The sequence below is a fragment of the Ancylobacter mangrovi genome (assembly GCF_024752355.1).
Taxonomy (GTDB): Bacteria; Pseudomonadota; Alphaproteobacteria; order Rhizobiales; family Xanthobacteraceae; genus Ancylobacter; species Ancylobacter mangrovi.
The window spans coordinates 19,507-41,174 of record NZ_JANTHZ010000006.1; the positions used below are offsets into that span (position 1 = coordinate 19,507).

General features: G+C 69.2%; 19 protein-coding genes and 1 tRNA gene. 4 read left to right on the top strand and 16 right to left on the bottom strand.

What is annotated here, in order from left to right; genetic code table 11:
* Window positions 1–8: 8 nt before the first annotated feature.
* The 9 genes from NVS89_RS13760 to NVS89_RS13800 all read right to left on the bottom strand — a co-directional run bounded on the left by NVS89_RS13760 (window position 9) and on the right by NVS89_RS13800 (window position 12,013).
* A complete protein-coding gene (locus NVS89_RS13760; protein ID WP_258733330.1) occupies window positions 9–1,235 on the bottom strand; it encodes an efflux RND transporter periplasmic adaptor subunit in 1,227 nt (408 codons plus the stop codon).
* Between the two features lie 140 nt (window positions 1,236–1,375).
* Window positions 1,376–2,926: a murein biosynthesis integral membrane protein MurJ gene (gene murJ, locus NVS89_RS13765; protein WP_258733331.1), complete on the bottom strand. Its 1,551-nt coding sequence runs from the start codon at window positions 2,924–2,926 to the stop codon at window positions 1,376–1,378.
* Window positions 2,927–3,047: 121 nt separating this feature from the next.
* Entirely contained in the window at window positions 3,048–4,202 is a 1,155-nt protein-coding gene (locus tag NVS89_RS13770) for a DegT/DnrJ/EryC1/StrS family aminotransferase (protein ID WP_258733332.1), read from the bottom strand.
* A 14-nt stretch (window positions 4,203–4,216) separates the two neighbouring features.
* Window positions 4,217–5,203, bottom strand: coding sequence for a Gfo/Idh/MocA family protein (locus NVS89_RS13775; protein WP_258733333.1), 987 nt, complete (start codon window positions 5,201–5,203; stop codon window positions 4,217–4,219).
* A 144-nt stretch (window positions 5,204–5,347) separates the two neighbouring features.
* Window positions 5,348–6,784, bottom strand: coding sequence for an SH3 domain-containing protein (locus NVS89_RS13780; RefSeq protein ID WP_258733334.1), 1,437 nt, complete (start codon window positions 6,782–6,784; stop codon window positions 5,348–5,350).
* Between the two features lie 390 nt (window positions 6,785–7,174).
* On the bottom strand, window positions 7,175–8,467 hold the full coding sequence (gene pncB / locus NVS89_RS13785) for a nicotinate phosphoribosyltransferase (RefSeq protein ID WP_258733335.1): 1,293 nt from the start codon (window positions 8,465–8,467) through the stop codon (window positions 7,175–7,177).
* 134 nt (window positions 8,468–8,601) lie between these two features.
* Window positions 8,602–10,146, bottom strand: coding sequence for a DHA2 family efflux MFS transporter permease subunit (locus NVS89_RS13790; RefSeq protein WP_374114575.1), 1,545 nt, complete (start codon window positions 10,144–10,146; stop codon window positions 8,602–8,604).
* Between the two features lie 185 nt (window positions 10,147–10,331).
* Entirely contained in the window at window positions 10,332–11,549 is a 1,218-nt protein-coding gene (locus NVS89_RS13795) for an HlyD family secretion protein (RefSeq protein ID WP_258733337.1), read from the bottom strand.
* A gap of 11 nt (window positions 11,550–11,560) precedes the next feature.
* Complete coding sequence (locus NVS89_RS13800; RefSeq protein ID WP_258733338.1) at window positions 11,561–12,013, bottom strand: MarR family winged helix-turn-helix transcriptional regulator; 453 nt, start codon at window positions 12,011–12,013, stop codon at window positions 11,561–11,563.
* Window positions 12,014–12,191: 178 nt separating this feature from the next.
* Between NVS89_RS13800 and NVS89_RS13805 the strand changes: the two genes are divergently transcribed.
* Window positions 12,192–13,289 carry an alkene reductase gene (locus tag NVS89_RS13805; RefSeq protein WP_258733339.1) on the top strand — a complete coding sequence of 366 codons (1,098 nt, stop codon included), beginning with the start codon at window positions 12,192–12,194 and terminating at the stop codon, window positions 13,287–13,289.
* Here NVS89_RS13805 and NVS89_RS13810 read toward each other — a convergent pair.
* The 5 genes from NVS89_RS13810 to NVS89_RS13830 all read right to left on the bottom strand — a co-directional run bounded on the left by NVS89_RS13810 (window position 13,259) and on the right by NVS89_RS13830 (window position 16,393).
* A complete protein-coding gene (locus NVS89_RS13810; RefSeq protein ID WP_258733340.1) occupies window positions 13,259–13,780 on the bottom strand; it encodes an HXXEE domain-containing protein in 522 nt (173 codons plus the stop codon). The two genes, NVS89_RS13805 and NVS89_RS13810, sit on opposite strands and share 31 nt — an antisense overlap.
* Window positions 13,781–13,832: 52 nt before the next feature.
* Window positions 13,833–14,723, bottom strand: a complete 891-nt coding sequence (locus NVS89_RS13815; RefSeq protein ID WP_258733341.1) for a transglutaminase family protein — start codon at window positions 14,721–14,723, stop codon at window positions 13,833–13,835.
* A 52-nt stretch (window positions 14,724–14,775) separates the two neighbouring features.
* Complete coding sequence (locus NVS89_RS13820; RefSeq protein WP_258733342.1) at window positions 14,776–15,093, bottom strand: hypothetical protein; 318 nt, start codon at window positions 15,091–15,093, stop codon at window positions 14,776–14,778.
* Window positions 15,094–15,175: 82 nt separating this feature from the next.
* Window positions 15,176–15,364 carry a hypothetical protein gene (locus NVS89_RS13825; protein ID WP_258733343.1) on the bottom strand — a complete coding sequence of 63 codons (189 nt, stop codon included), beginning with the start codon at window positions 15,362–15,364 and terminating at the stop codon, window positions 15,176–15,178.
* A gap of 120 nt (window positions 15,365–15,484) precedes the next feature.
* Window positions 15,485–16,393: a LysR substrate-binding domain-containing protein gene (locus tag NVS89_RS13830; RefSeq protein WP_258733344.1), complete on the bottom strand. Its 909-nt coding sequence runs from the start codon at window positions 16,391–16,393 to the stop codon at window positions 15,485–15,487.
* Window positions 16,394–16,600: 207 nt separating this feature from the next.
* Here NVS89_RS13830 and NVS89_RS13835 point away from each other — a divergent pair, with 207 nt between their 5' ends.
* The 3 genes from NVS89_RS13835 to NVS89_RS13845 all read left to right on the top strand — a co-directional run bounded on the left by NVS89_RS13835 (window position 16,601) and on the right by NVS89_RS13845 (window position 19,462).
* Window positions 16,601–17,446: an SDR family NAD(P)-dependent oxidoreductase gene (locus NVS89_RS13835; protein ID WP_258733345.1), complete on the top strand. Its 846-nt coding sequence runs from the start codon at window positions 16,601–16,603 to the stop codon at window positions 17,444–17,446.
* A 75-nt stretch (window positions 17,447–17,521) separates the two neighbouring features.
* A complete protein-coding gene (gene mgrA / locus NVS89_RS13840) occupies window positions 17,522–18,550 on the top strand; it encodes an L-glyceraldehyde 3-phosphate reductase (RefSeq protein WP_258733346.1) in 1,029 nt (342 codons plus the stop codon).
* Window positions 18,551–18,583: 33 nt separating this feature from the next.
* The gene (locus NVS89_RS13845) at window positions 18,584–19,462 is read left to right on the top strand and encodes an NAD(P)-dependent oxidoreductase (protein ID WP_258733347.1); all 879 of its coding nucleotides are present in this window, start codon (window positions 18,584–18,586) and stop codon (window positions 19,460–19,462) included.
* 87 nt (window positions 19,463–19,549) lie between these two features.
* On the opposite strand, the gene NVS89_RS13850 is transcribed toward NVS89_RS13845, so the two are convergent.
* Window positions 19,550–20,959, bottom strand: a complete 1,410-nt coding sequence (locus NVS89_RS13850; protein WP_258733348.1) for a TolC family outer membrane protein — start codon at window positions 20,957–20,959, stop codon at window positions 19,550–19,552.
* Between the two features lie 597 nt (window positions 20,960–21,556).
* Window positions 21,557–21,632, bottom strand: a tRNA-Lys gene (locus tag NVS89_RS13855).
* Window positions 21,633–21,668: the final 36 nt, after the last annotated feature.

A 21,668-nucleotide genomic window follows, 5' to 3' on the forward strand; every position in this document is an offset into this window, starting at 1 on the left:
TCCCGCGCTCAGTTGGCGGGCTTGGCGGCAGCCGAGCCGGTGCCTTCGCCGGCAGCGGCAGCCTCGGCGGGCGCCTTCGGCTCCTCCGGCTTGCCCACCACCTTGGAGCCGGGCCGAATCCGCATGAGGCCGTTCACCACCACGAGGTCATCCTTCTCGATGCCGCTCGTGATCACGCGCTGGCCGTCATAGACCCGGCCGAGCGTGACGTATTTCACCTGCGGGACCTGCGGCTCGTCGCCCGGCTGCATCGCATAGACGAACTTGCGCGTCTGCTCCGTGCCGATGGCGACGTCCGGCACCGTCAGCACCTCGTGCGGCGCCGAGGACGGCACCTCCACGCGGCCGAACATGCCGGGGGTGAAGGTTCCCTCCGGGTTCTTGAACACGGCGCGGCCGCGAATGGTGCCGGTGGTCTCGCTGATGCGGTTGTCCACGAAGTCGAGCGTGCCCTCATGGGGGAAGCCCTTCTCGTCGATCAGCTCCAGCTTGACCGGGATCGCATCGGCCTTGTCGCCCATCTGCTTGGCCATGCGCTGGTAGCGCAGGTAGGAGGCCTCGTCATAGGTGAACTCGAAATAGATCGGGTCGATCGAGACGATGGTGGCGAGCAGCGTATTGGTGTTGGTGCCGCCCGAGCCGCCGGTCACGAGGTTGCCGACCGAGACCTTGCGGTCGCCGATGCGGCCGGTGACCGGGGCGTGCAGCTCGGTGAATTCGAGATCGAGCTCGGCCGCGTGCACGGCCGCCTCGGCCGCCGCCGCGGCGGCGCGGGCGGAGCGCTCGGTCTGCAGGCGCTGGTCGTAGGTCTGCTTGGAGATCGCGGTCGAGGTCTTGTCCTCGATCAGGGTCTTCGCGCGCTGCAGGTCGGAATTGGCGAAGTCGAGATCGGCCTGCGCCTTGTCCAGGTTGGCCTTGGCCTGATCGAGCGCGACCTGGAACGGGCGCTTGTCGATCGAGAACAGCAGGTCGCCCTTCTTCACGATCTGACCATCGGTGAAGTTGATGGTCTCCAGATAGCCGGAGACGCGGGCATAGACGTTGATGAGGTCGACCGCGGCGAAGCGGCCGACATACTCGTCATAGTCGGTAATGGTGCGCGTTTCCGGCTTGGCGACGGTCACGGGCGGCGCCTGCGGCGCCTGTTGCTGGGCCTGCTGTTCCGAGCAGGCCGCCAGCGCGAGAGCGGCGGCGACAACGACAAGAGCGGGAAGGCGCGACAAGGCGGTGTTCATGCAACCGTCTCCGAGAAAGGCAAAAAAAGCGCTCCGGCCCCCACTCGAAGCAACGCGACGCGACCCGGCCCGCTCCCGGGAACGCTCAACGCGACACGCCACTAGCACAACTTTGCTGCACCGCGTAAGCAATAAAAGTGTCAACGTAACTTCGGCTGGGGTTGCCCACGAAGCAGGGCACGCAAATAACGCGGTCCGATCAGGGTGATGACCAGCGCGGCATAGACCGCACCGCCTGCTGCAACGCACATAAGCAGCTGGGTCTCGTTTTGCAATGCAGCGAGACTTGCGACGAGCTGGCGCGAGTGCTTTTCGACAATATACAGCGTCGCCGCGACCCCGAGGCCGATCAGGACGAGGCGCGGCAGGATGCGCAGGAGCTGGGTGTCGCCACACTCATAGCCGCGCCGCCGCGCCAGGAAGGCGAGCAGCAGCACGCAGATCCAGCCGCCCACGGAGGTGGCGAAGGCGAGGCCCACCTGGGCGAGGCTGTCCATCAGCCAGATCTTGATGAGAATGTTGATGCAGGCCGCGCCGAGCGTCGCCATCACCGGTGTACGCGTGTCGCCGCGCGCATAGAAGGGCGACATGAAGGCCCGCATCACCACGAACGGCACCAGGCCGAGCCCATAGGCCGCCAGCGTCTGCCCCGCCGCCTCCGCCGCCTCCGGCGTGAAGGCCCCGCGCATGAACAGGCCGCGCATCAGCAGTTCCGGTATCACCAGCGAGGCGGCGAGGAAGGGCAGGACCAGCAGCAGGGTCAGCTCGATCGCCCGCGCCTGCGCATGGCGGGCGCCCTCGAAATCCTCCGCCGCGATGCGCCGCGACATCTCCGGCAGCAGCACCACGCCGGCGGCGATGCCCACCACGCCGATCGGAAGCTGGTTGATGCGGTCGGCGTAGAACAGCGCCGCCACCGCGCCCTGCGGCAGGAAGGAGGCGATGATGGTGTCGGCGAAGATGGCGAGCTGCACGCCCGCCGAGCCGATGATCGCCGGCCCCAGCGCGATCAGGAAGCGCCGCATCTCGGGATCGAGCCGCGGCCGGCCGAAGCGCAGGCCGAGACCGTGCGATTCGGAATCGTAGACGAGCAGAGCGACCTGCAGGAAGCCCGAGATCAGCACGCCCCAGGCCGCCGCCGCACCGGCATTGGGAAACAGCCCGACGACGCTGAGCGTCCCCACCATCGAGACGTTGAGCAGGATCGACGCCGCCGCCGCGGCCCAGAACCGCTCATTGGCGTTGAGCACCCCGCCGACCAGCGTCACCACCGCGATCAGGCCGAGATAGGGAAAGGTGATGCGGGTGAAGTCGACCGTCAGCGCGAAGCGCTCGGGATCGCTGGAGAGGCCCGGCGCCAGGGTCGCCACCACCCAGTCCGTCGCCACCAGCGCGAAGGCGAGGATGGCGAGTTGCACCAGCACCACGGCGGTCAGGATGCCGTCGGCGAAGCGATTGGCCTTGGCGTCGCCCTCGGTCGTCTTCACCCGCGCATAGGCGGGGATGAAGGCGGTGTTGAAGGCGCCCTCGGCGAAGATGGAGCGGAAATGGTTCGGCAGCCGGAAGGCGATGTAGAACGCGTCCGCCACCGGCCCGGCGCCGAGCACGGCCGCCATCACGATGTCGCGGATGAAGCCGGTCAGCCGCGAAAGCAGCGTCCAGCCGCCGACGGAGAAGATGGAGCGAATCATGCGAAACCCGGCCGCGTTGAGCGGGGCCGGAACCTAGCCGAGCCCCGCCTCTCCCGCCAGCCGGCCGGCCGCACGGAGGCGAACACGGCCGCGCCGGGCGGCGCTCCCCTTCAGCGCGGCGTCAGCCGCCCAGCGCGCGGCGCACTGCCGCGATGACGCGGTCCTGCGTCGCCTCGTCAAGATAGGCGTGCATCGGCAGGCTGATCACCTCGCCGGCGAGCTTCTCGCAGACCGGCAGGCCGTTGCCGGCGGACGGATACTGCTCATAGGCGGGCTGCATGTGCATCGGCAGGCGATAATACACCGCCGTCGGCACGCCCTCCTTCTGCAGCGCCGGGCCGAGCGCGTCGCGCCCGCCCTGCGGCACCCGGATGGTGTACTGCGCCCAGACCGAGGTCGCGCGCGGGTCGACCGCCGGAACGATGCACACATCGGCGAGCGCGGCGTTGTAGCGCTCGGCGACCTTCTGCCGGGCCGCGACCTCGTCCTCGAAGATCGCCAGCTTTTCCAGGAGGATAGCGGCCTGGATCGTGTCGAGCCGGCCGGTCATGCCGATGCGCACGTTCTGGTACTTGTCGACACCCTGCCCGTGCTCGCGCACGCTCTTGAGCACCGGAACCAGATCGTCGTCATCGGTGAACACCGCGCCGCCGTCGCCGAAGCAGCCAAGTGGCTTGGCCGGGAAGAAGCTGGTCGCGGTGGCGTCGCCGAACGAGCCGGTGCGCTTGCCGTTCCAGGTCGCGCCGAAGCCCTGCGCGGTGTCGCACAGCACCTTCAGCCCGTTGGCCTTGGCGATGGCCTCGATGGCGTCGAGGTCGGCCGGCTGGCCGAACAGGTCGACCGGGATGACCACCTTCGGCGTCAGCCCCTTGCGCTTCGCGACCTCGATGGCGGCCTCGAGGCTCGCCGGGTCCATGTTGAAGGTGTCGGCCAGCACGTCGACGAACACCGGCGTCGCCCCGACCCACGGCACTACCTCCGCGGTGGCGCAGAAGGTGAAGGAGGGGCAGAACACCGCGTCGCCCGGCTTCACGCCCCAGGCCATCAGGATCATGGCCAGCGCATCGGTGCCGCTGGAGCAGGCGATGGCGTGGCGGGCGCCGGCGAAGGCCGCGAGCCGGCTTTCCAGCTCCGCAACTTCCGGCCCGTTCACGAACCGGCAGTGGTTCAGCACGCGGGTCACCGCGTCGTCGATGCGCGTGCCCAGCCGGGCGCGCTGGGCGGCGACGTCGATGAAGGGGATCGGCGCCAGTTCGGTCTTCACATGGGTGTTCATCATCTTGTCCTGGCTCAGCCGGCGACCTTGAGGCGGCGCGGCGCCTCGGCCGGCGTGGGCTCCCCGAGGCAGCGGATGGCGGTGGCGATGGCCGCGACCCCGTCCTCGCCGGTCACCGCCGAATCCTTGTCGCCGCGCACCGCTTCGAGGAAGCGGTTCAGCTCGACGCGCAGCGGCTCGGCATAGGCCACCGGCAGGTGGCGCATCGAGTAGCTGCCGTCCGGCTTGTAGTCGAAGCACTCGGTCACCTGCCGGGTCAGCAGGTCGCCGATGACGTATTTGTTGCGGGTCGCCACATGCACCGTGCGCGCCTTGAAGGGCGTCAGCCAGTTGGTGTTGATGTGGGCGAGCACGCCGTTGGCGGTGCGGAACTGCAGCAGCGCGATGTCCTCGCGGTCCGCCACCGCCGCCTTCACCTGCGGCTGGATCTCGGCGATCTGCGAGCCGGTGAAATGGCAGATCAGGTCGATGTCGTGCACGGCGAGGTCGATCACCACGCCGACATTGGACATGCGCGGGGGGAACGGTCCGACGCGGGTGATGCCGATGGAGAGGATCTCCTCGCCGCGAATGGCGTTCTTGATCGCCTCGACCGCCGGGTTGAACCGCTCGACATGGCCGACCATCAGCGCCACGCCCTTGGCGCGGGCGGCGGCGACGATGGCTTCGGCCTCGGCCACTACGGGGGCGATCGGCTTTTCCACAAGAACGTGCTTGCCGGCCTCGATGGCGGTGAGCGCGATGTCGTGGTGAAGGTGCGTGGGCGCAGCCACCACCAGCGCGTCGACGCCGCGCTCGATCAGGTCGGCGATACCCGGCACCGCCTCGCATCCGAGCAGGGCCGCGACCTTGCCGCGCTGGCCGTCATCGGGATCGGCGATGCCGACCAGCGTCGCGCCCGGCAGGTCCGACAGCACGCGGGCGTGGTTGTAGCCCATGACGCCGACGCCGACGACGCCGACGCGGATCGGATGGGGCGCCTCGGTCGGACTGTTCGGCATGATCGATTCCTAATGTCGGCTCGTGAAGATGCCCGGGGTCTAACACGCGCCTCGGGGCAAGACGAGGCGGAGCGGCGCGATTCGCCGCCCGCGCGGTTCAATCATTGATTCAGGATGTTACCGCGCCTGCACAGGCCGCCGGGCTCACTCGGCGGCAGCGTCGGCCTGCTGCTGCACGGACTGGGTGTTGAGGAAGCTCTTGTAGACGAAGCCGCGCTTGCCATCGGCGATGACCTCGCACCAGCCGTGGCAGGCCACGAGGTCGACCTTCTCGCCGCCCTGCAGGTTCGCCAGCGCCGAGGCGCCCTTGCGGGGGGCCGAGCGCATGGTCACCGAGCTGCGCACGAGGACCGTGCCGACCGGATCGCCGCCACCGGCCGTCTCCGTATCGTCCGCGACCTCGTCCGTCGCCGGCTCGGCGGCGGCGGTATCCGACGCGGCAGCCGGCGCGGCGCCGGTGTCGAGCGCCGCCTGCCGGACCGGCGGCAGCGGCGGCTGCTTGGGCAGCGTCACATGGGCGCTCGCCGCATCGGTCGCGGCGTCCGCCGGCACGGCGGTGTCGTCGAGACGCGGCGAAGCCGGCGGCTCGGGCGGCGCGAAGGCCGTCACCCCGGACGGGGCCGCCGGCGGGGTGGCCGTGTCGAACACGGGCTCGGCGTCACGCAGATTGAGCTTGGGGATCTCGGCCACCACGTCGGCGACGCTGGCGGGCGCGGCCGGCGTGCTGGCCTCCTGCGTCGCCGGAGCGGCCACGGGCGGCGCCACGGCGACCGTAGCTGGCGCGGGCACGTCGTACGAGGTCGAGGGGGCGACGCTGGCGATCGCGGCATTGCCGATCTCATCGGGCGCCACCACCGCCTCCTCGCGGCCGACGACGCGCTGGAGCGCCACCAGCCCGCCGCCGAACACGACGGCGCAGATGGCGAGAATGCCGAGCCTCTGCCAGGTGATGACGTCGCTCGAGGTGGATTTGCGCCGGCGCACCGGCGTCTCCGCCTCCCCGGCCCGGCCCGAGGCCCCGAAGGCCCGGCGGCGCGGCGCGGGCGCCTCGGCGACGGCCGGCGCGGCAGCGGCGCGCTTGCGCCCGATGGGATTGCGCGCAGGGGGCGTCGGTTGCGGAAGAGGCTGGCCTGCGGCCGGGCGCGCATCGGCGGCCTCGCCCGCCTGGTCGCCCTCGGCGGCGGGGCGGCCGGCGCGATGCGGGAACATGTCGCGCACGTCGCCCAGCGCGGAAATCCGGCTGCGCACTTCGGAAAGCGCCATCGGCTCGGGCCGCGCCGGCGTCTCGCCGCGGGGAACCCTCACCCGCTCGCGCACCATGGGGCCGGTCGGCTCGGACGGACGCTCGTCCTCATTCTCGCCGTCCGCCGCGGGCGGAACCGGCACGGAGTCGATCTTCGCCACCGCGAGTACCGAGCCGGAAACGGTCGAAGGGGCGTCGTTGCCGGTGTGCGATTCGCCCGCATCGTCGGCGGGGCGCCCGCCCTTTTCCTTTTCAAGCGCGTTGAGAATGGCGCGGAAATCACTGACGAGCGACGTGGAGAGCCCGGTCCCGCGCGGCTCCTGGGAGGAAACGGTCATGACGCGACTCACCCTACGAAGGCTTTGGGCGCCCACGGGGCGGCCGGCAAGCGGCGGAGGCGGTGGAGCGCGGAATTGTCGGCATCGGATCCGGCTGCGCCACAGGATCGGGTCTCACCTGCGGCCTCATGTTCGGTTGCACGGTGCTGACCACTTCGCATGCCTTACGTCCAGTTCGTTTGAGGGCGATGATCCGGGAATCACCGCGCCAGTTCCGCACCCCATCCTGCGTTCGGCGCCTAACTAACGGCATCGCAGGGTTTGATGCAAGAAAACCACAGCTTTTAAAATATCACCTTGATGGCCGATTGCGGCAACTCTTGGTCGGGAATGACCCCAAATCCCTTACCCTATTTTAATACCCCCTTGTGACAGCGCTATAATACCGCGTCACACGAGCACCTCGCGGGCGTGTTCCGGCCGGGCCTCGAACACGCGCCGGTAGCGTGCGACCTCCTCGGGCGGGCCCATCGCCTTGGTGGGATTGTCCGAGAGTTTCACCGTCGGCCGGCCATTGGCCGAGATGACCTTGCACACGATGGAAATCGGGTCGAGCGCCCCGTCCGGCGCGAATCCACGGAAATCGTTGGTCAGCAGCGTGCCCCAGCCGAAGCCCATCCGCATCCGCCCGTCGAAATGGCGGTAGATGCGCTCGATGTCGTCGATGTCGAGCGCGTCGGAGAAGATCGCCAGCTTCTCGCGCGGGTCCTGCCCGCGCGACTGCCACCAGGCGATGGCCTCCTCCCCGCCCTCGATCGGGTCCTTGCTGTCGATGCGGATGCCGGTCCACTGCGCCACCCAGTCGGGCGCCTCGGCGAGGAAATGCGCGGTGCCGAAGGTGTCGGGCAGGATGACGCGCAGATTGCCTTCATAGTCCTTCTGCCAGTCGGCGAGCACCTTGTAGGGCGCCTCGGCCAGCGCCTCGTCGCTGTCGGCGAGCGCGGCATAGACCATGGGCAGCTCATGGGCGTTGGTGCCGGTCGCCTCGACCTCGCGGCGCAGCGCGATGAGGCAGTTCGAGGTGCCGAGGAAGCGCTCGCCCAGCCCCTCCATCATCGCCTGCACGCACCAGTCCTGCCACAGGAAGCCGTGGCGCCGGCGGGTGCCGAAATCGGCGACGTTGACGCCCCCCAGCTTCTTCAGCCGCTCCACCTTCTCCCACACCCGGGTCATGGCGCGCGCATAGAGCACCTGGAGTTCGAACCGCCCCATGGAGCGCAGCACCGCGCGCGAGCGCAGCTCGTTGATGATGGCGAGCGCCGGGATCTCCCACATGGTGGTCTCGATCCACGGCCCCTCGAAGGTCAGCTCGTACTGGCCGTCGCGCTTCTCGAGGTGGTAGGCGGGAAAGCGGAAGCTCTCGAACCAGGCCATGAAGTCGGGCGAGAACATCTGCCGGCGGCCATAGAAGGTGTTGCCGCGCAGCCAGGTCGATTCGCCGCGGGTGAGCGAGAGAGTGCGCACATGGTCGAGCTGCTCGCGCAGTTCGCCCTCGTCGACGAAATCGGCGATCCGCACCCGCGCGGTGCGGTTGATGATGCCGAAGGTGACGCGGGTGTGGAAATGGCGCCGGTAGATCGTCTGCGCCATGAGCAGCTTGTAGAAGTCGGTGTCGAGCACCGAACGCACGATCGGGTCGATCTTCCAGGTATGGGCATAGACGCGGGAAGCGATGTCGATCATGGCGGGGCCTGCCGATGCGGATTCCCCCTTCTACCCGACGCGGGCACCTCCTTCCTAGGGCGCAGCGTGCCGCTTCGTCACGGCGCCGCGCGACCGGGGCCCGGGGCGGGCGCAGCCGCCCGGCGCCGGGCCCGTCAGTCCAGAATCTCGGGGACCATGTCGTCGCCCTTCTTCTTCTCGGGCGCGCTCATCAGGAACAGCAGCAGGGCGGTCGGCAGCGTGACCAGCATCATGAACTTGAAGTCGTCCACATAGGCGATAGCGGTCGCCTGCCGCGTGATCTCGGCGTTGAGCGCGGCGAGCGTCGACGGGTTGGCGATGTTCCAGAACTCGTAGGCGCCGCCCGACTGGATCATCCGGTTGAACGGGGTCACATGCGCGGCGAGCGAGGCGTGCATGATCTGGGTGTTCTGCGACAGCAGGAACGAGGTCACCGAGATGCCGATCGCGCTGCCGACATTGCGCACCAGGCTGAACAGCGCGGTGCCGTCGGTGCGCAGCTCCGGCGCCAGCGTCGCGAAGGCGACGACGGTGAGCGGCGTGAACACGAAGCCGAGCCCCGCGCCCTGCAGCACGCTGTTGACGATCATCTCCTCGGTGCCGACGTTGGGGGTCCACCCGGTCATGTCCCACAGGCTCCAGGCGATCAGCCCGAGGCCGGCCACCATGGGCAGGCGCGGGTCGACCCTCGACACCAGCCGCCCCGCGACCATCATCGCCATCATGGTCCCGAAGCCGCGCGGCGCCATCAGCAGGCCCGCGGTCTGCACCGGGTAGCCGCTGAGCCGCTGGAGATAGGGCGCGAGCAACGCAGAGGTCGACAGCAGCACCATGCCGATGGCGAACATGATGACGAGGCCGACCACGAAGTTGCGGTCCTTGAACAGGCGCGGGCTGATGAACGGCTTCTCGGCCGTGATCATGTGGACGGTGAAGAGATAGAGCCCGAGCCCCGCCAGCACCGTCTCGATCACGATCTCGGTCGAGCCGAACCAGTCCTTCTGCTCGCCGCGGTCGAGCATCATCTGCAGCGCGCCGATGCCGAGCGCGAGCACGGCGAAGCCGATCCAGTCGAAGCGCAGCCCCTCGTCGCGCTTGCTGTCGTTGAGGAACAGCGCCAGCCCGGCGGTCGCCAGCACGCCGAAGGGCAGGTTCACGTAGAACACCCAGCGCCAGTCGTAGGCGTCGGTCAGCCAGCCGCCGAGCGTGGGCCCGAGGATGGGGCCGAGCATCACGCCCATGCCCCACACCGCCATCGCCTGGCCGCGCTGCTCGACCGGGTAGAGGTCGAGCATGGTCGCCTGCGACAGCGGCACCAGCGCCGCGCCGAACACGCCCTGGGCGAGCCGGAAGACGACGATCTCGGTCAGCGACTGGGCGACGCCGCACAGCATCGAGGCGAGCGTGAAGCCGACCAGGCTGATGATGAAGATCCTCTTGCGCCCGAAACGGGCCGAGAGCCAGCCGACCGGCGCGGTCATGATCGCGGCGGCGACGATGTAGGAGGTCAGCACCCAGGTGATCTGGTCCGCCGTCGCCGAGAGCGAGCCCTGCATGTAGGGCAGCGCGACATTGGCGATGGTGGAATCGAGCGCCTGCATCAGCGTCGCCATCATGGCGCAGACGGTCACCAGGATGCGGGCCATCCCGACATGCTCCGAGGGAGCGTCCGTGTTCATCGTTGCTGTGCTGGACATCGCATCACCTCCGGGCGGGAGCACCCGCCTCCGGCGTTCTTCGCGTGGGTATCTGCGGGCAGGAACGGTGGCCTTTCGGTCCGTCCCTGCCCGCCCGCCCGGCCGCCAAGGGGGGCGTATTGGCGGCGGGCGATCCGGTTATTCGGCGGGTCGGGTCGCGCGGGCGATCAGATCACGTCGGAGATCAGACTTCCGATCGAGCGCTTCTGGCCGGTGTCGATCGACACCACCGCGCTCATGCCGGCGCGCAGCGGGGGATCGTCCTTCGCGCTCTCGACCGTGACACGCACGGGCACGCGCTGGACCACCTTCACCCAGTTGCCGCTCGCATTCTCGGCCGGAAGGACAGAGAATTCCGAGCCGCTCGCCGGCGCGATGCTTTGCACCGTGCCCTGCCAGGTGCGGTCGGGATAGGCGTCGATCGTCACATCGACCTTGTCGCCGGCCTTCACATGGGTGAGGTCGGTCTCCTTGATGTTGGCATCGATCCACACCTTGTCGGCGGAGACGAGGCCCACCGCGCCCTGATTGGTCAGCGCCGCGGTGGCGGCGACGAGGTAGAGGCCGGGCTGCAGCGAATCGACCCCTGTCACCGTGCCGGCGAAGGGCGCGCGCACCGTGGCGTGGTCGTACTGGCGCTGGGCCTCGTCGACCGCCGCCTTGGCCTGCAGATATTGCGGGTGCTGCTCGACGTCGAAATCGGGGTTGCCGCCGAGCTTGGCCAGCGCGACCTCGGCCTGTTTGCGCAGCGAGTCGAGCTTGCGCTGCTCGCCGTCGAGCGCGAAGCGCGCGTCGTCATACTGCGCCTTCGACAGAGCGGCGGAATCCTTCACCAGCTTGGCGTAGCGGTCGAAGGTCGCCTGGTCGTTCTCGACCACGGCCTGCTGCGCGGCGATGTCGCTCAGCATGCGCTGGTAGTCAACCTTCTGCGCCTTGAGGTCCAGCGCCGTCTCGGAGAGGTTCGCCTTGGCGTTGGCGAGCGCGATCTCGTACTGGCGCGGATCGATGCGGAACAGCACGTCGCCCGCCTTGACCTTCTGGCCTTCCTTCACGTCGACATCGGAGACGATGCCGGAGACGTCGGTGGAGACCATGAGCTTGGCGGCGCGCACATAGGCGTCGTCGGTCGAGACGTAGCGCCCGCCGGTGAGCCAGAAATAGCCGGCGCCGATCGCGACCACGGCGATGCCGCCGAGCATCAGCACCGAGCGCAGCCGCCGCTTGCGCCTGGGAGCGGGAGCGGCAGCAGGGGCAGGCGCCGGAGAAGGCGCGAGCGCGGGCGCCGCTGCCGGGAGGGGCCGCGGGGTTTCGATGGGGGTCGCGGGACGTTCGCTGGTCACCTCGGCCGGATCGGTGTCGCCGGGGGCGCGGGTACGATCGAGCATGGCGGTTCTCTTTACGGAGCAGCGGCGCTGGTGCGCCCGTCTGCCGATTGCAGGTTCGATTTCATCTTGCGCAGCGTCGCATCGACGGCCGCGACTTCCTTCTCGTCCACGGTGTCGCCGAGGAGCTGGGCCAGCACCTCGGCCCGCACGACGGCGATGTCGTCGATGATGGGCCCGGCCGCCGGCAGCAGATGCAGGCGCCAGGCGCGCCGATCGTTCGGATCGTGCCGGCGTTCGACGAAGCCCCTTGCCTCCAGCCTGTCGACAAGACGCGCCACCGTTATCGGTTCCACCTCGATCATCGAGGCCAGCTCGTTCTGTGTCGGCGCGGGCCCGCGGCGCAGCTTGAGCAGGATGACCCACTGCGCCCGGGTCATGCCGTAGGCGCGCGCACGCTGGTCGAAGCGGATGCGCATGAGATGCGCGACCTCGTGGATCACCGTGAGCACGTCGTCCTGGGGCATGGTGGGCATGGCAAGCTCCTTACGAGGGATAATATAAGCAACGTTATTATATCGCGCCATACCACACGTCATGCAGTATCTGCATGCCAGCTCCTCACCCGCCGGGGCTCTGGCATGCTGCACCGCAATGCTTATGTCCGACCTGATAGACTCCTCACTGAGATCGAAGGACGTGAGCATGACCTCCACGCCGTCCCTGTTCGACAGCTATCGCCTCGGCGACATCACGCTGTCGAACCGCATCGTCATGGCCCCGCTGACGCGCAACCGCGCCGCCGCCGGGCTGGTCCCCTCTCCGCTCGCCGTCGAATATTACGGCCAGCGCGCCACTGCCGGCCTCATCGTCACCGAGGCGACGCAGGTCTCCGCCACCGCCCAGGGCTACCAGGACACGCCCGGCATCTTCACCGACGCCCAGGTCGAGGGCTGGAAGGCCGTCACCGACGCGGTCCGCGCCAAGGGCGGGCGCATGTTCGTGCAGCTCTGGCATGTGGGCCGGGTCTCGCACCGCTCGCTCCAGCCCGGCGGCGCCGCGCCGCTGGCGCCCTCGGCCGTACGTGCCGACACCAAGACCTATGTGAACAACAGCTTCCAGCCGACCGACGAGCCCCGCGCGCTCACGCTGGAGGAGATCCCCGGCATCGTCGACGACTTCCGCAAGGCGGCGGCGAACGCCATCCGCGCCGGCTTCGACGGGGTCGAGATCCACGGCGCCAACGGCTACCTGATCGACCAGTTCCTGCGTGACGGCGCCAACAAGCGCACGGATGCCTATGGCGGCTCGATCGAGAACCGCGTGCGCTTCATGAAGGAGGTGGTCGAGGCCGTGATCGCCGAGATCGGCGCCAGCCGCACCGGCATCCGCATCTCGCCCGTCACGCCCGCCAACGGAATTTCCGACAGCGACCCGGCCGCCCTTTTCGCCCATGTGGTGGACGTGCTGGAGAAGCTCGGCCCGGTCTATGTCCACATGATCGAGGGCGCCACCGGCGGGTCGCGCGACATCGTGCCCGGCTTCGACTTCGAGGCCCTGCACAAGCGCTACAGCGGGACGTGGATGGTCAATAACGGCTACGACAAGACGATGGCGGAAGAGGCGGTCGCCTCCGGCCGGGCCGATCTCGTCGCCTTCGGCAAGGCCTTCATCTCCAGCCCCGACGCGGTCGAGCGGCTGCGGCGCGGCGTCGCCTTCAACGAGGTCGACAAGGACCACCTCTATGGCGGTGGCGCCACCGGCTACACCGACTACCCGACGCTGGAGGACGTGGACGCCTGATCCACGCCGACGCTCCCCTCGGGGGTCTGCCTGAAATAGGGCAGGCCCCTGAGCCGCATCATCGCCACCGGATAGGCCATCAGCAGCGCCCCGCCGACCACGGAGCCGATCACCGTCACGGTCGAGACCTGTCCTTCGGCCGCCGCGCTGCGGTAGATGCCGAGCGCCACCGGGTAGAACAGCAGCACCGCGGTGAAGGTGCCCGGCGAGAAGCGCCCGCGCGTCGCCATCATCGGCACCACGTGGAAGAAGGTCGCGTTGATCAGCATCAGCGCCGCGAAGGTCAGCGCCGCCACCGGCAGCGCATAGGAGATCTGGGCCTGCGCGAAGCCGAGGATCACCACCGCCGCGTTGGTGACGTAGAAATCGCTCCATTCGACCGGCAGCCTGATGACGTCGCGCGCCCAGTTCCGCCAGTCGAAGGCGAACTCCTCCATGATGTGCAACGTGTAGGCCAGCAGTCCCAGCCAGGCCCAGACCTGAAAGCTCATTGCCCTCTCCCGCCATGAAATGCCCGGCGGGGAAATGTTACCGGCTAGCGCCTCAGGCCGCCAGCGGCTCCGCATGGGAGCGCACCGAGACGTCCACCGTCATGCCGAGATAGTCGCCCAGCAGACCGGTGAACCCGCCCGCCACCGGCACCGCCTGGCTCGGGTCGCGCGTGACGGCGACACGGATCAGGTTGTCGGCGGCGATGCTGCCATTGGTCGGGTCGAACTCGACCCAGCCCGCGCCCGGAAGGTAGATGTCGGCCCAGGCATGGGTCGCCCCGGCGCCGACCACCGCCGAATCGTCGCCGTCCAGCGCCGGATCGTAGAGATAGCCGGTGACGAAGCGGGCGCCGAAGCCGAGCGCGCGCACCGCCTCGATCAGCAGCAGCGCGAAGTCTCGGCAGGAGCCGGTGCCGAGCCGCAGCGTCTCGAGTGGGGCCTGCGTGCCCTCCTCGTGCCGCATCTGGTAGGTGAAGCCCTGGTGGATGCCGTTGTTGATGTCGGTCAGCAGCGCCATCGTGTCGGTCGGCCGCGCGGCGACGAAGCCCTTGGCCCACGTCTCGAGCTCGCCGGTGGGGTCGGGATAGTGGCAGTCGAGCATGCGGCCGAGGTCGATCCGGTCGTCCGAGGAATAGACGAACGGATAGTCCCTCGCGCTCTCCTCCAGCTCGAACGGCAGGCCGCCGGCCCCATAGCGCTCCAGCGTCAGCACGCTCTCGATCTTCAATTCGTTCGACGGCTCGATGAAGTCGACCACCGCGACCGAATTGCCGAACACGTCGTGCAGCCACCGCACATTGCCGTGCGGCCAGATCGACAGCTCGGCGTTGACGAGGCGCAGATCATGGCTGTCGCGCGGGCGCAGCATCAGCCGGTGGGGCTGGAACTCCACCGGATTGGCATAGCTGTAATGGGTCACGTGGCGGACAGTTAGGGTCTGCATCTATGTCTTTCCATCTGGGGCGGGACCATCGGCCGCCCCGGTTCCCTCGCGGTCAGCGTGCGCAGATGCGCCCGATGACGAAGCCCAGCACGCCGGCCGCGACGAGGGCGTTGAATGAATAGTGGCGGGGGGGGAGCCCGGGCAGGTGCGCCACCGCTTCGCGGGTCGCACGGGCGCTCTCGCGGGCCCCGCGTGCGGCGGACGCGTCGTTTGCCCCTGCGCGCGAGCCGGATTCGGAAGACGAGCGCGTCGAACGGGTTCCGGCCGCTGCCTTGGCCCGCGCGGCGCTTGCGCGCCCAGCGCCGGCCGCCGCTTCCTGGTCCACCGCTTCCCGCGCCACGCCATTCGGCACTTTGTCACCCTCGGCCATGATGCACCCTCCTTGTCGCTTCCTCGGTCACTGAACTCGCGCGGATCAACGTTCCAGCGCACGATTGGTTCAGGGCTGCCCGTCAGATGCGCCCGGTCAGGAAGGCCAGCATCTCGGCCGGCCCGCGCGCCCGGAACAGCCGGACCCGCCGGCAGCCGCACATGTCGCAGCGCAGCCGCGGCGCGTCCTCCTCGAGCACGGTGAGGAGCGTCGAATCCCCCCTCCCCAGCGCCGAACGGCGGCCGCAGCGCTGGCAGTGCGCACAGATCATGGATGTCGCGTCGATGGTGGTGGCTCCTTCCGCGCAGGGCCCGACAGATGGGTATCCCACCGCCCGCCCGCAACATCCCGCCATGAGGCCGAGGCGCCGGATGCAGGCACCGGCACGGCATCAGCCGAGCCGCGAGCGCCGCTTCAGCAGCTCGACGAGCTGGCGCAGACCCGGGGGCGGCTGCCGGCGGCTCGGATAATAGACCGCGAACGGCGCGCCGGGCGAGGCCCAGTCCGGCAGCACGACCTCCAGCGTCCCCGCCGTCAGCTCGGCCGCCACCCGCCAGGCGAGGCAATAGGCGAGCCCGGCGCCCTCGATCGCGGCAGCGATGGAATAGTCGGTGTCGTTCGAGCTGAGCGGGCCGGAGACGTCCAGCCGGCGCAGGCGCTCGCCCTCCCCGAGCTCCCACGGGAAGGAGGTGCTGTCGCCGATCCGCATCTGGATGCAGGGATAGTCGGCGAGGTCGTCGGGCGTGCGCGGCCGGCCGAGACGGTCGAGCAGAGCCGGCGCGCCGACCACCACCCAGTCCAGCGGCGGCGTCACCTGCATCGCGATCATGTCGCCGGGCACGTGGTCGGCATAGCGTATCCCGGCGTCGAAGCCGGCGGCGACGATGTCGACCGGGCGGTCGTCGGCGATCACGTCGAGATGGATCTGCGGGTAGCGCTCGACGAACTCGCCGATCACCGGCGCCAGCAGCAGCCGCGCCGCGTCGTGCGGCACGTTGAGCCGCAGGCGGCCGACCGGGTAGCGGCGGTGGAGGTCGAGCGCGCCCAGCGCGTCGCCGATCGCCTCGAAGCCGCGCGCCAGCCGCTCCGCCAGCGCCGCCCCGGCCTGGGTCGGCACGACCGAGCGGCTGGTGCGGTTGAGCAGGCGCACCTCCAGCCCCGCTTCCAGCCGGCGGATGCGGTGGCTGAGGGCGGAGGTCGAGACGCCGAGCTCGATCGCCGCGCGGGTGAAGCTGAGGTGGCGCACGATCGCCGCGAAGGCCTGCAGATCGCTCAGATCGGGGCCGCCACGATAGGCCATCCTTGCCGTCTCCTCACCGCATCATTGAGCCTGGCTAAACAATTAAGCCGTTCTCCGCCAGCACAAACCGATTATTCTCAAGGCCGGACAGATCGAGGCGCGGGTTCGGCCAAGGGGCGGGCCCGCGGGCATCGCCATTGCCGCCTCGCCGGCATCCGCCCTGATGACCGGCCCCAGGCGAGGCCGCCCGAACCAGGAGACAAACGCATGACCTCCCATCCGGCCATCCGACCCGGCCATGTCGCCGTCATCACCGGCGGCGCCAGCGGCATCGGCCTTGCGGCGGCGCAGCGGCTCGGCGCGGCCGGCATGAAGGTGCTGCTCGCCGACCTGCCGGGCGAGGCGCTCGACGATGCCCGCTCATCGCTCGCGGCCGAGGGCATCGACGCCGTGGCCCAGCCCACCGACGTGCGCGTGCGCGACGAGATTGCGACGCTGAAGGCGCGGGCCGACGCGCTTGGTCCGGTCGGCGTGCTGCTCAGCAATGCCGGGCGCGAGGGCGGCGGCGGCCTGTTCGCCGGCGAGGAGGTCTGGCGGCGCACGCTCGACACCAACCTCTGGGGCGCGATCCACTGCCTCCAGCTCTTCGTGCCGGACATGATCGCCGCCGACCTCCCCGGCGCCGTGATCTGCACCGGCTCCAAGCAGGGCATCACCCTGCCGCCGGGCGACACCGCCTACAATGTCAGCAAGGCGGCGCTGAAGGCGCTGACGGAATCGCTCTCGCACGAGCTGGTCGGGGCGACCTCCGGGCGCGTCTCCGCGCATCTGCTCATTCCCGGCTTCACCTATACCGGCTTCACCCGCCGGCGCGGCGTCGAGCAGAAGCCGCCCGGCGCCTGGACGCCGGAACAGGTGGCGGACTTCATGCTCGCGGGCATGGCGGCGGGCGACTTCTACATCCTGTGCCCCGACAACGAGGTCGACCGCGCCATCGACATCCGGCGCATGCGCTGGGGCTTCGGCGACATTCTGGAGAACCGCCCCGCCCTGTCGCGCTGGCATCCCGACCATGCCGACGCCTTCCGGCGCTGGATGGAGGGCGACGGCTGACCGCGCCGCGCACCCCCTGCCCGCGGCCGCGAGGCCGGCACGCCGCCCTTTCATTGCCTCTGGAGACCTTTCCCCATGCCCTACGTCCCCGCCGAGAACCGCTACGAGACCATGGTCTATCGCCGCTGCGGCCGCTCGGGGCTGAAGCTGCCGGCGATCTCGCTCGGCCTGTGGCACAATTTCGGCCATGACCGGCCGCACGCGCTGAAGAGCGAGCTCTGCCGCACCGCCTTCGACCACGGCATCACCCATTTCGACCTCGCCAACAATTACGGCCCGCCCTCCGGCTCGGCCGAGGAGGCGTTCGGCAAAATCCTTCGCACCGACTTCGCCGGCTATCGCGACGAGCTCATCGTCTCCACCAAGGCGGGGTACGACATGTGGCCCGGCCCCTATGGAAGCTGGGGCAGCCGCAAGTACCTGATCGCCTCCTGCGAGCAGTCGCTGAAGCGGCTGGGGCTCGACTATGTCGACATCTTCTATTCGCACCGGGCCGATCCCGACACGCCGCTGGAAGAGACCATGGGCGCGCTCGACACGCTGGTGCGTCAGGGCAAGGCGCTCTATGTCGGCATCTCCTCCTACAGTGCCCAGCGCACCCGCGAGGCGGCGTCGATCCTGAAGGAACTCGGCACGCCCTGCCTGATCCACCAGCCGAGCTACAACATGCTCAACCGCTGGGTCGAGCGCGACGGGCTGAAGGAGACGCTCGCCGAGCTCGGCATCGGCTCCATCGCCTTCACCCCGCTGGCGCAGGGCATGCTCACCGACAAGTATCTCGGCGGTATTCCCGAAGGCTCGCGCGCCACCCAGGGCAAGACGCTGAAGCCCGAGGCGCTCTCGGCGCGCGCGCTCGAGCACCTCAGCAAGCTGAACGCGATCGCCGCCCGCCGCGACCAGACGCTGGCGCAGATGGCCCTCGCCTGGGTGCTGCGCGATGGCGGCATCACCTCGGCGCTGATCGGCGCCTCGCGCCCGCAGCAGGTGGTCGACTGCGTCGGCGCAATCCGTAATCTCGACTTCACCCCCGAGGAGCTCGGCGAGATCGACCGCTGGGCGACCGAGGAGGACATCAATCTGTGGGCCCGCTCCTCGGCGGTGTGAACCGCGAGCCGGCCCGAGTGGGAGGAAAGCGTCATGAAGGTCGGCTTCGTCGGGCTGGGACTGATGGGATCGGGTATGGCCGGTGCGCTGCTGCGGGCCGGGCACGAGGTGACGGTGTGGAACCGCAGCCCCGCGAGGGCGGAGCCGCTGGCCGCGCAGGGCGCCACCGTCGCCCCCGACCTCGCCGCCCTCGCGGCGGGCGAGGAGATCGTCTTCACCAGCCTGCCGGACGACGCGGCGCTGGAGGAGGTGGTGCTCGGCCCGCACGGGTTGGTGGCGAACCTCGCCCGCGGCGCCATCCATGTCGGCACCAGCACCATCGGCACCGCGATGGCCCGTCGGCTTGAAGAGGCGCATGCGCAGGCGGGACAGGTCTATGTCTCCGCCCCCGTGTTCGGCCGGCCGGATGTCGCGGCCAAGGGCGAGCTGGCGGTGGTCGCCGCCGGTCCCGGAGCGGCGCTGGAGCGGCTCGCACCCGCCTTCGCCGCCATCGGCCGCATGACGCAGGTGATGGGCGAGGACCCGCAGCAGGCCAACCTCGCCAAGCTCGCCGGCAATTTCCTCATCGCCTCGGTGATCGAGAGCCTCGGCGAGGCGCTGGCGCTGGTCGCCAAGGGCGGGGTGGACCAGCAGGCCTATCTCGACCTGCTCACCTCGACGCTGTTCTCCGCCCCGGTCTACCGGACCTACGGCCAGCTCATCGTCGACCGCGCCTATGAGCCGGCGGGCTTCGCATTGCCTCTGGGAGCCAAGGACGTCCGCCTCGCCCTCGCCGCCGGGGAGGAGCTGAAGGTGCCCCTGCCCATCGGCAGCCTGCTGCGCGACCGGCTGATGACGATGATCGCCACCGAAGGCGAAGCGAAGGACTGGTCCTCGCTCGGCGAACTCGCCAAGATCCAGTCCGGCCAGTAGGGAGCTGCCGCCGGTCTGCACGTCCGTCTTCGCGCCGGCCCGGCCGCCGACCCGTGCGGAGGCGGGCGGGCTTGCGGCGGGCATCGCTCATTGACCGCCCGGGGTCCGCACGCCGATCCAGGCATCGCGAACCTGGTCGTAATGGACCTTCGGGTTGTAGGCCCGCACCTTCAGCTTTAGCCGGCCCGCGCTGAGCTCGCCCACGGACGAGAGCAGCGAGAACGAGGCCACGACCCGGTCGCGCTGGGCCGTGACGAGGCTCGCCCGCGCCTCGAACAGCGAGGTCTGGGCGTTCAGCACGTCGAGCGTGGTGCGCTGGCCGACCCGCCACTCCTCCCGCACGCCCTTGAGCGCGATCTCGTTGGCGGCGACCGAGGCCTGCGCCGATTCGATCGCGGCCTTGGCCGCCTGCAGGCCGCTCCAGTACTGCTGGACGCTCGCCCGCACCTGGTCGCGCTCGGTATCGATATCGATGCGGGCCTGCGTCAGCTTCTCCTTGCTCTGGCGGATCGAGGAATACTCGGCGCCGCCCTGGTAGATCGGCACGGACAGGTTGAGCGTGGCCGCGACGTCGGTCCCGCGCTCGATGCGGTCGCCGTCGGAATAGTAGTTGTACTGGTTGGTGGCCGAGCCGTTGAGCGACAGCGTCGGCGAGAGCGCCGCCTCGGCCACCTTCACCTCGGTCGCGCTCTGGTCCATCGCGTATTGCGCGGCGCGGATGGCCGGATGCCGGGTGAGGCCCGAGGCCAGGGCGGCGTCGAGCGAGGCGGGCAGCAGGCCGTCGACCGGCCGCGCGGGCGAGAGCTGCTGCGGCTGGAGCTGCGTCACCCGGACGAACACCGCGTCGGCGGTCTTGAGGTTGGCGGTCGCCTCGGCCAGCGTGCTCTTGGCGTCGGCGACGCTCGCCTCCGCCTGGGCGACATCGGTGCGGGTGATCTCGCCGACGGCGAAGCGCTGGCGGGCCGACTTCAGCTCCTCCTCGAACGCGGTGAGGTTCTGCCGGCGCAATTCCAGCAGCGCGCCGTCCTCCAGCACGTTCATGTAGGCGGTGGCGGCGTCGAGCAGGACGGTCTGCTCGGTGTTGCGCAGCAATTCGCGCTGGCCCTTCACCTGCGCCTCGGCGCCGCGGACCGAATTGGCGGTCTTCAGCCCGTCATAGATGGTCTGGCTGATGGTGATGCCGAAGCTCGACGGGTCGGTCTTGTAGTGGCTGGTCACGGAACCGATACCGGCATCGTAGCGCCCTTCCACCCATTGCGAGCCGATCGAGGCGCTGCCGAAGATCTGCGGGCGGTAGCCCGACAGCGCGATCGGCACGTATTCGTCCACCGCCCGGGTGGCCGCGCGCTGCGAATTGAGGCTGGGATTGGCGTCGTAGGCGGAGGCGAGCGCCTGATCGAGGGTCTGCGCCCAAGCACCCGAGGCTGCGCCGCTGGCGAGGCCGCAGGTGAGGAAGGCAAGTCGAAAAGTCCGGAGGAAAGCAGTCGAACCGTACACAGCCGTCGCCGATCCATGAAGAAATGAGGAGCCAAACGCATCGCCTGACAGGGGGCAGGCAACGCGTCTGGCTCCAGGCCGAGACGGAGCGTCAATCCCGCCCCGGTTACTTACGGGGCGGACTGCGCCAACGGCGAACGGGCCACCTCGTTGCTGTACCGGCACGCCGAGACGGCATGACGTCTGGGAAGCGCGACCGGACGAGGCGAACTATCCCAAGGATCGATTTCCCGGGTATGTCCGCGGTGTTTCCGAAGATGTAAAAGGAGGCCGATGACACCGCCCGGATGTCGACCGGCGGGGTGCCGATACGTTACCGGAGGTGGCTGGCGCAGACGGGCTCTGCGTGGGGGCGCGGAGTTGAGGGCGCCATCGACAGCAACGTCATGAACGCCGCTGGACATACCCAGGTGAGCACGACCCAGCGCTACAATCGAAGCACCTTGAAGAAGACTGCCCGCGTCGCCGCGCTGCCAATTGCCAGAAGGAACGCCGGGTGAACACGTTCCCGAGACGCCGGGGAATGTGATGGGGAACGCTTTGCGCTTGTGGGCGTGATCCGGTTCCGAAAACCGCTGATCCTTCAATGGGATGCGGTGGTGGGCGCACTAGGGCTCGAACCTAGGACCCGCTGATTAAGAGTCAGCTGCTCTACCAACTGAGCTATGCGCCCGGAACCGAATGTCGCGGGGTTGAGCCCCGCGAGCCG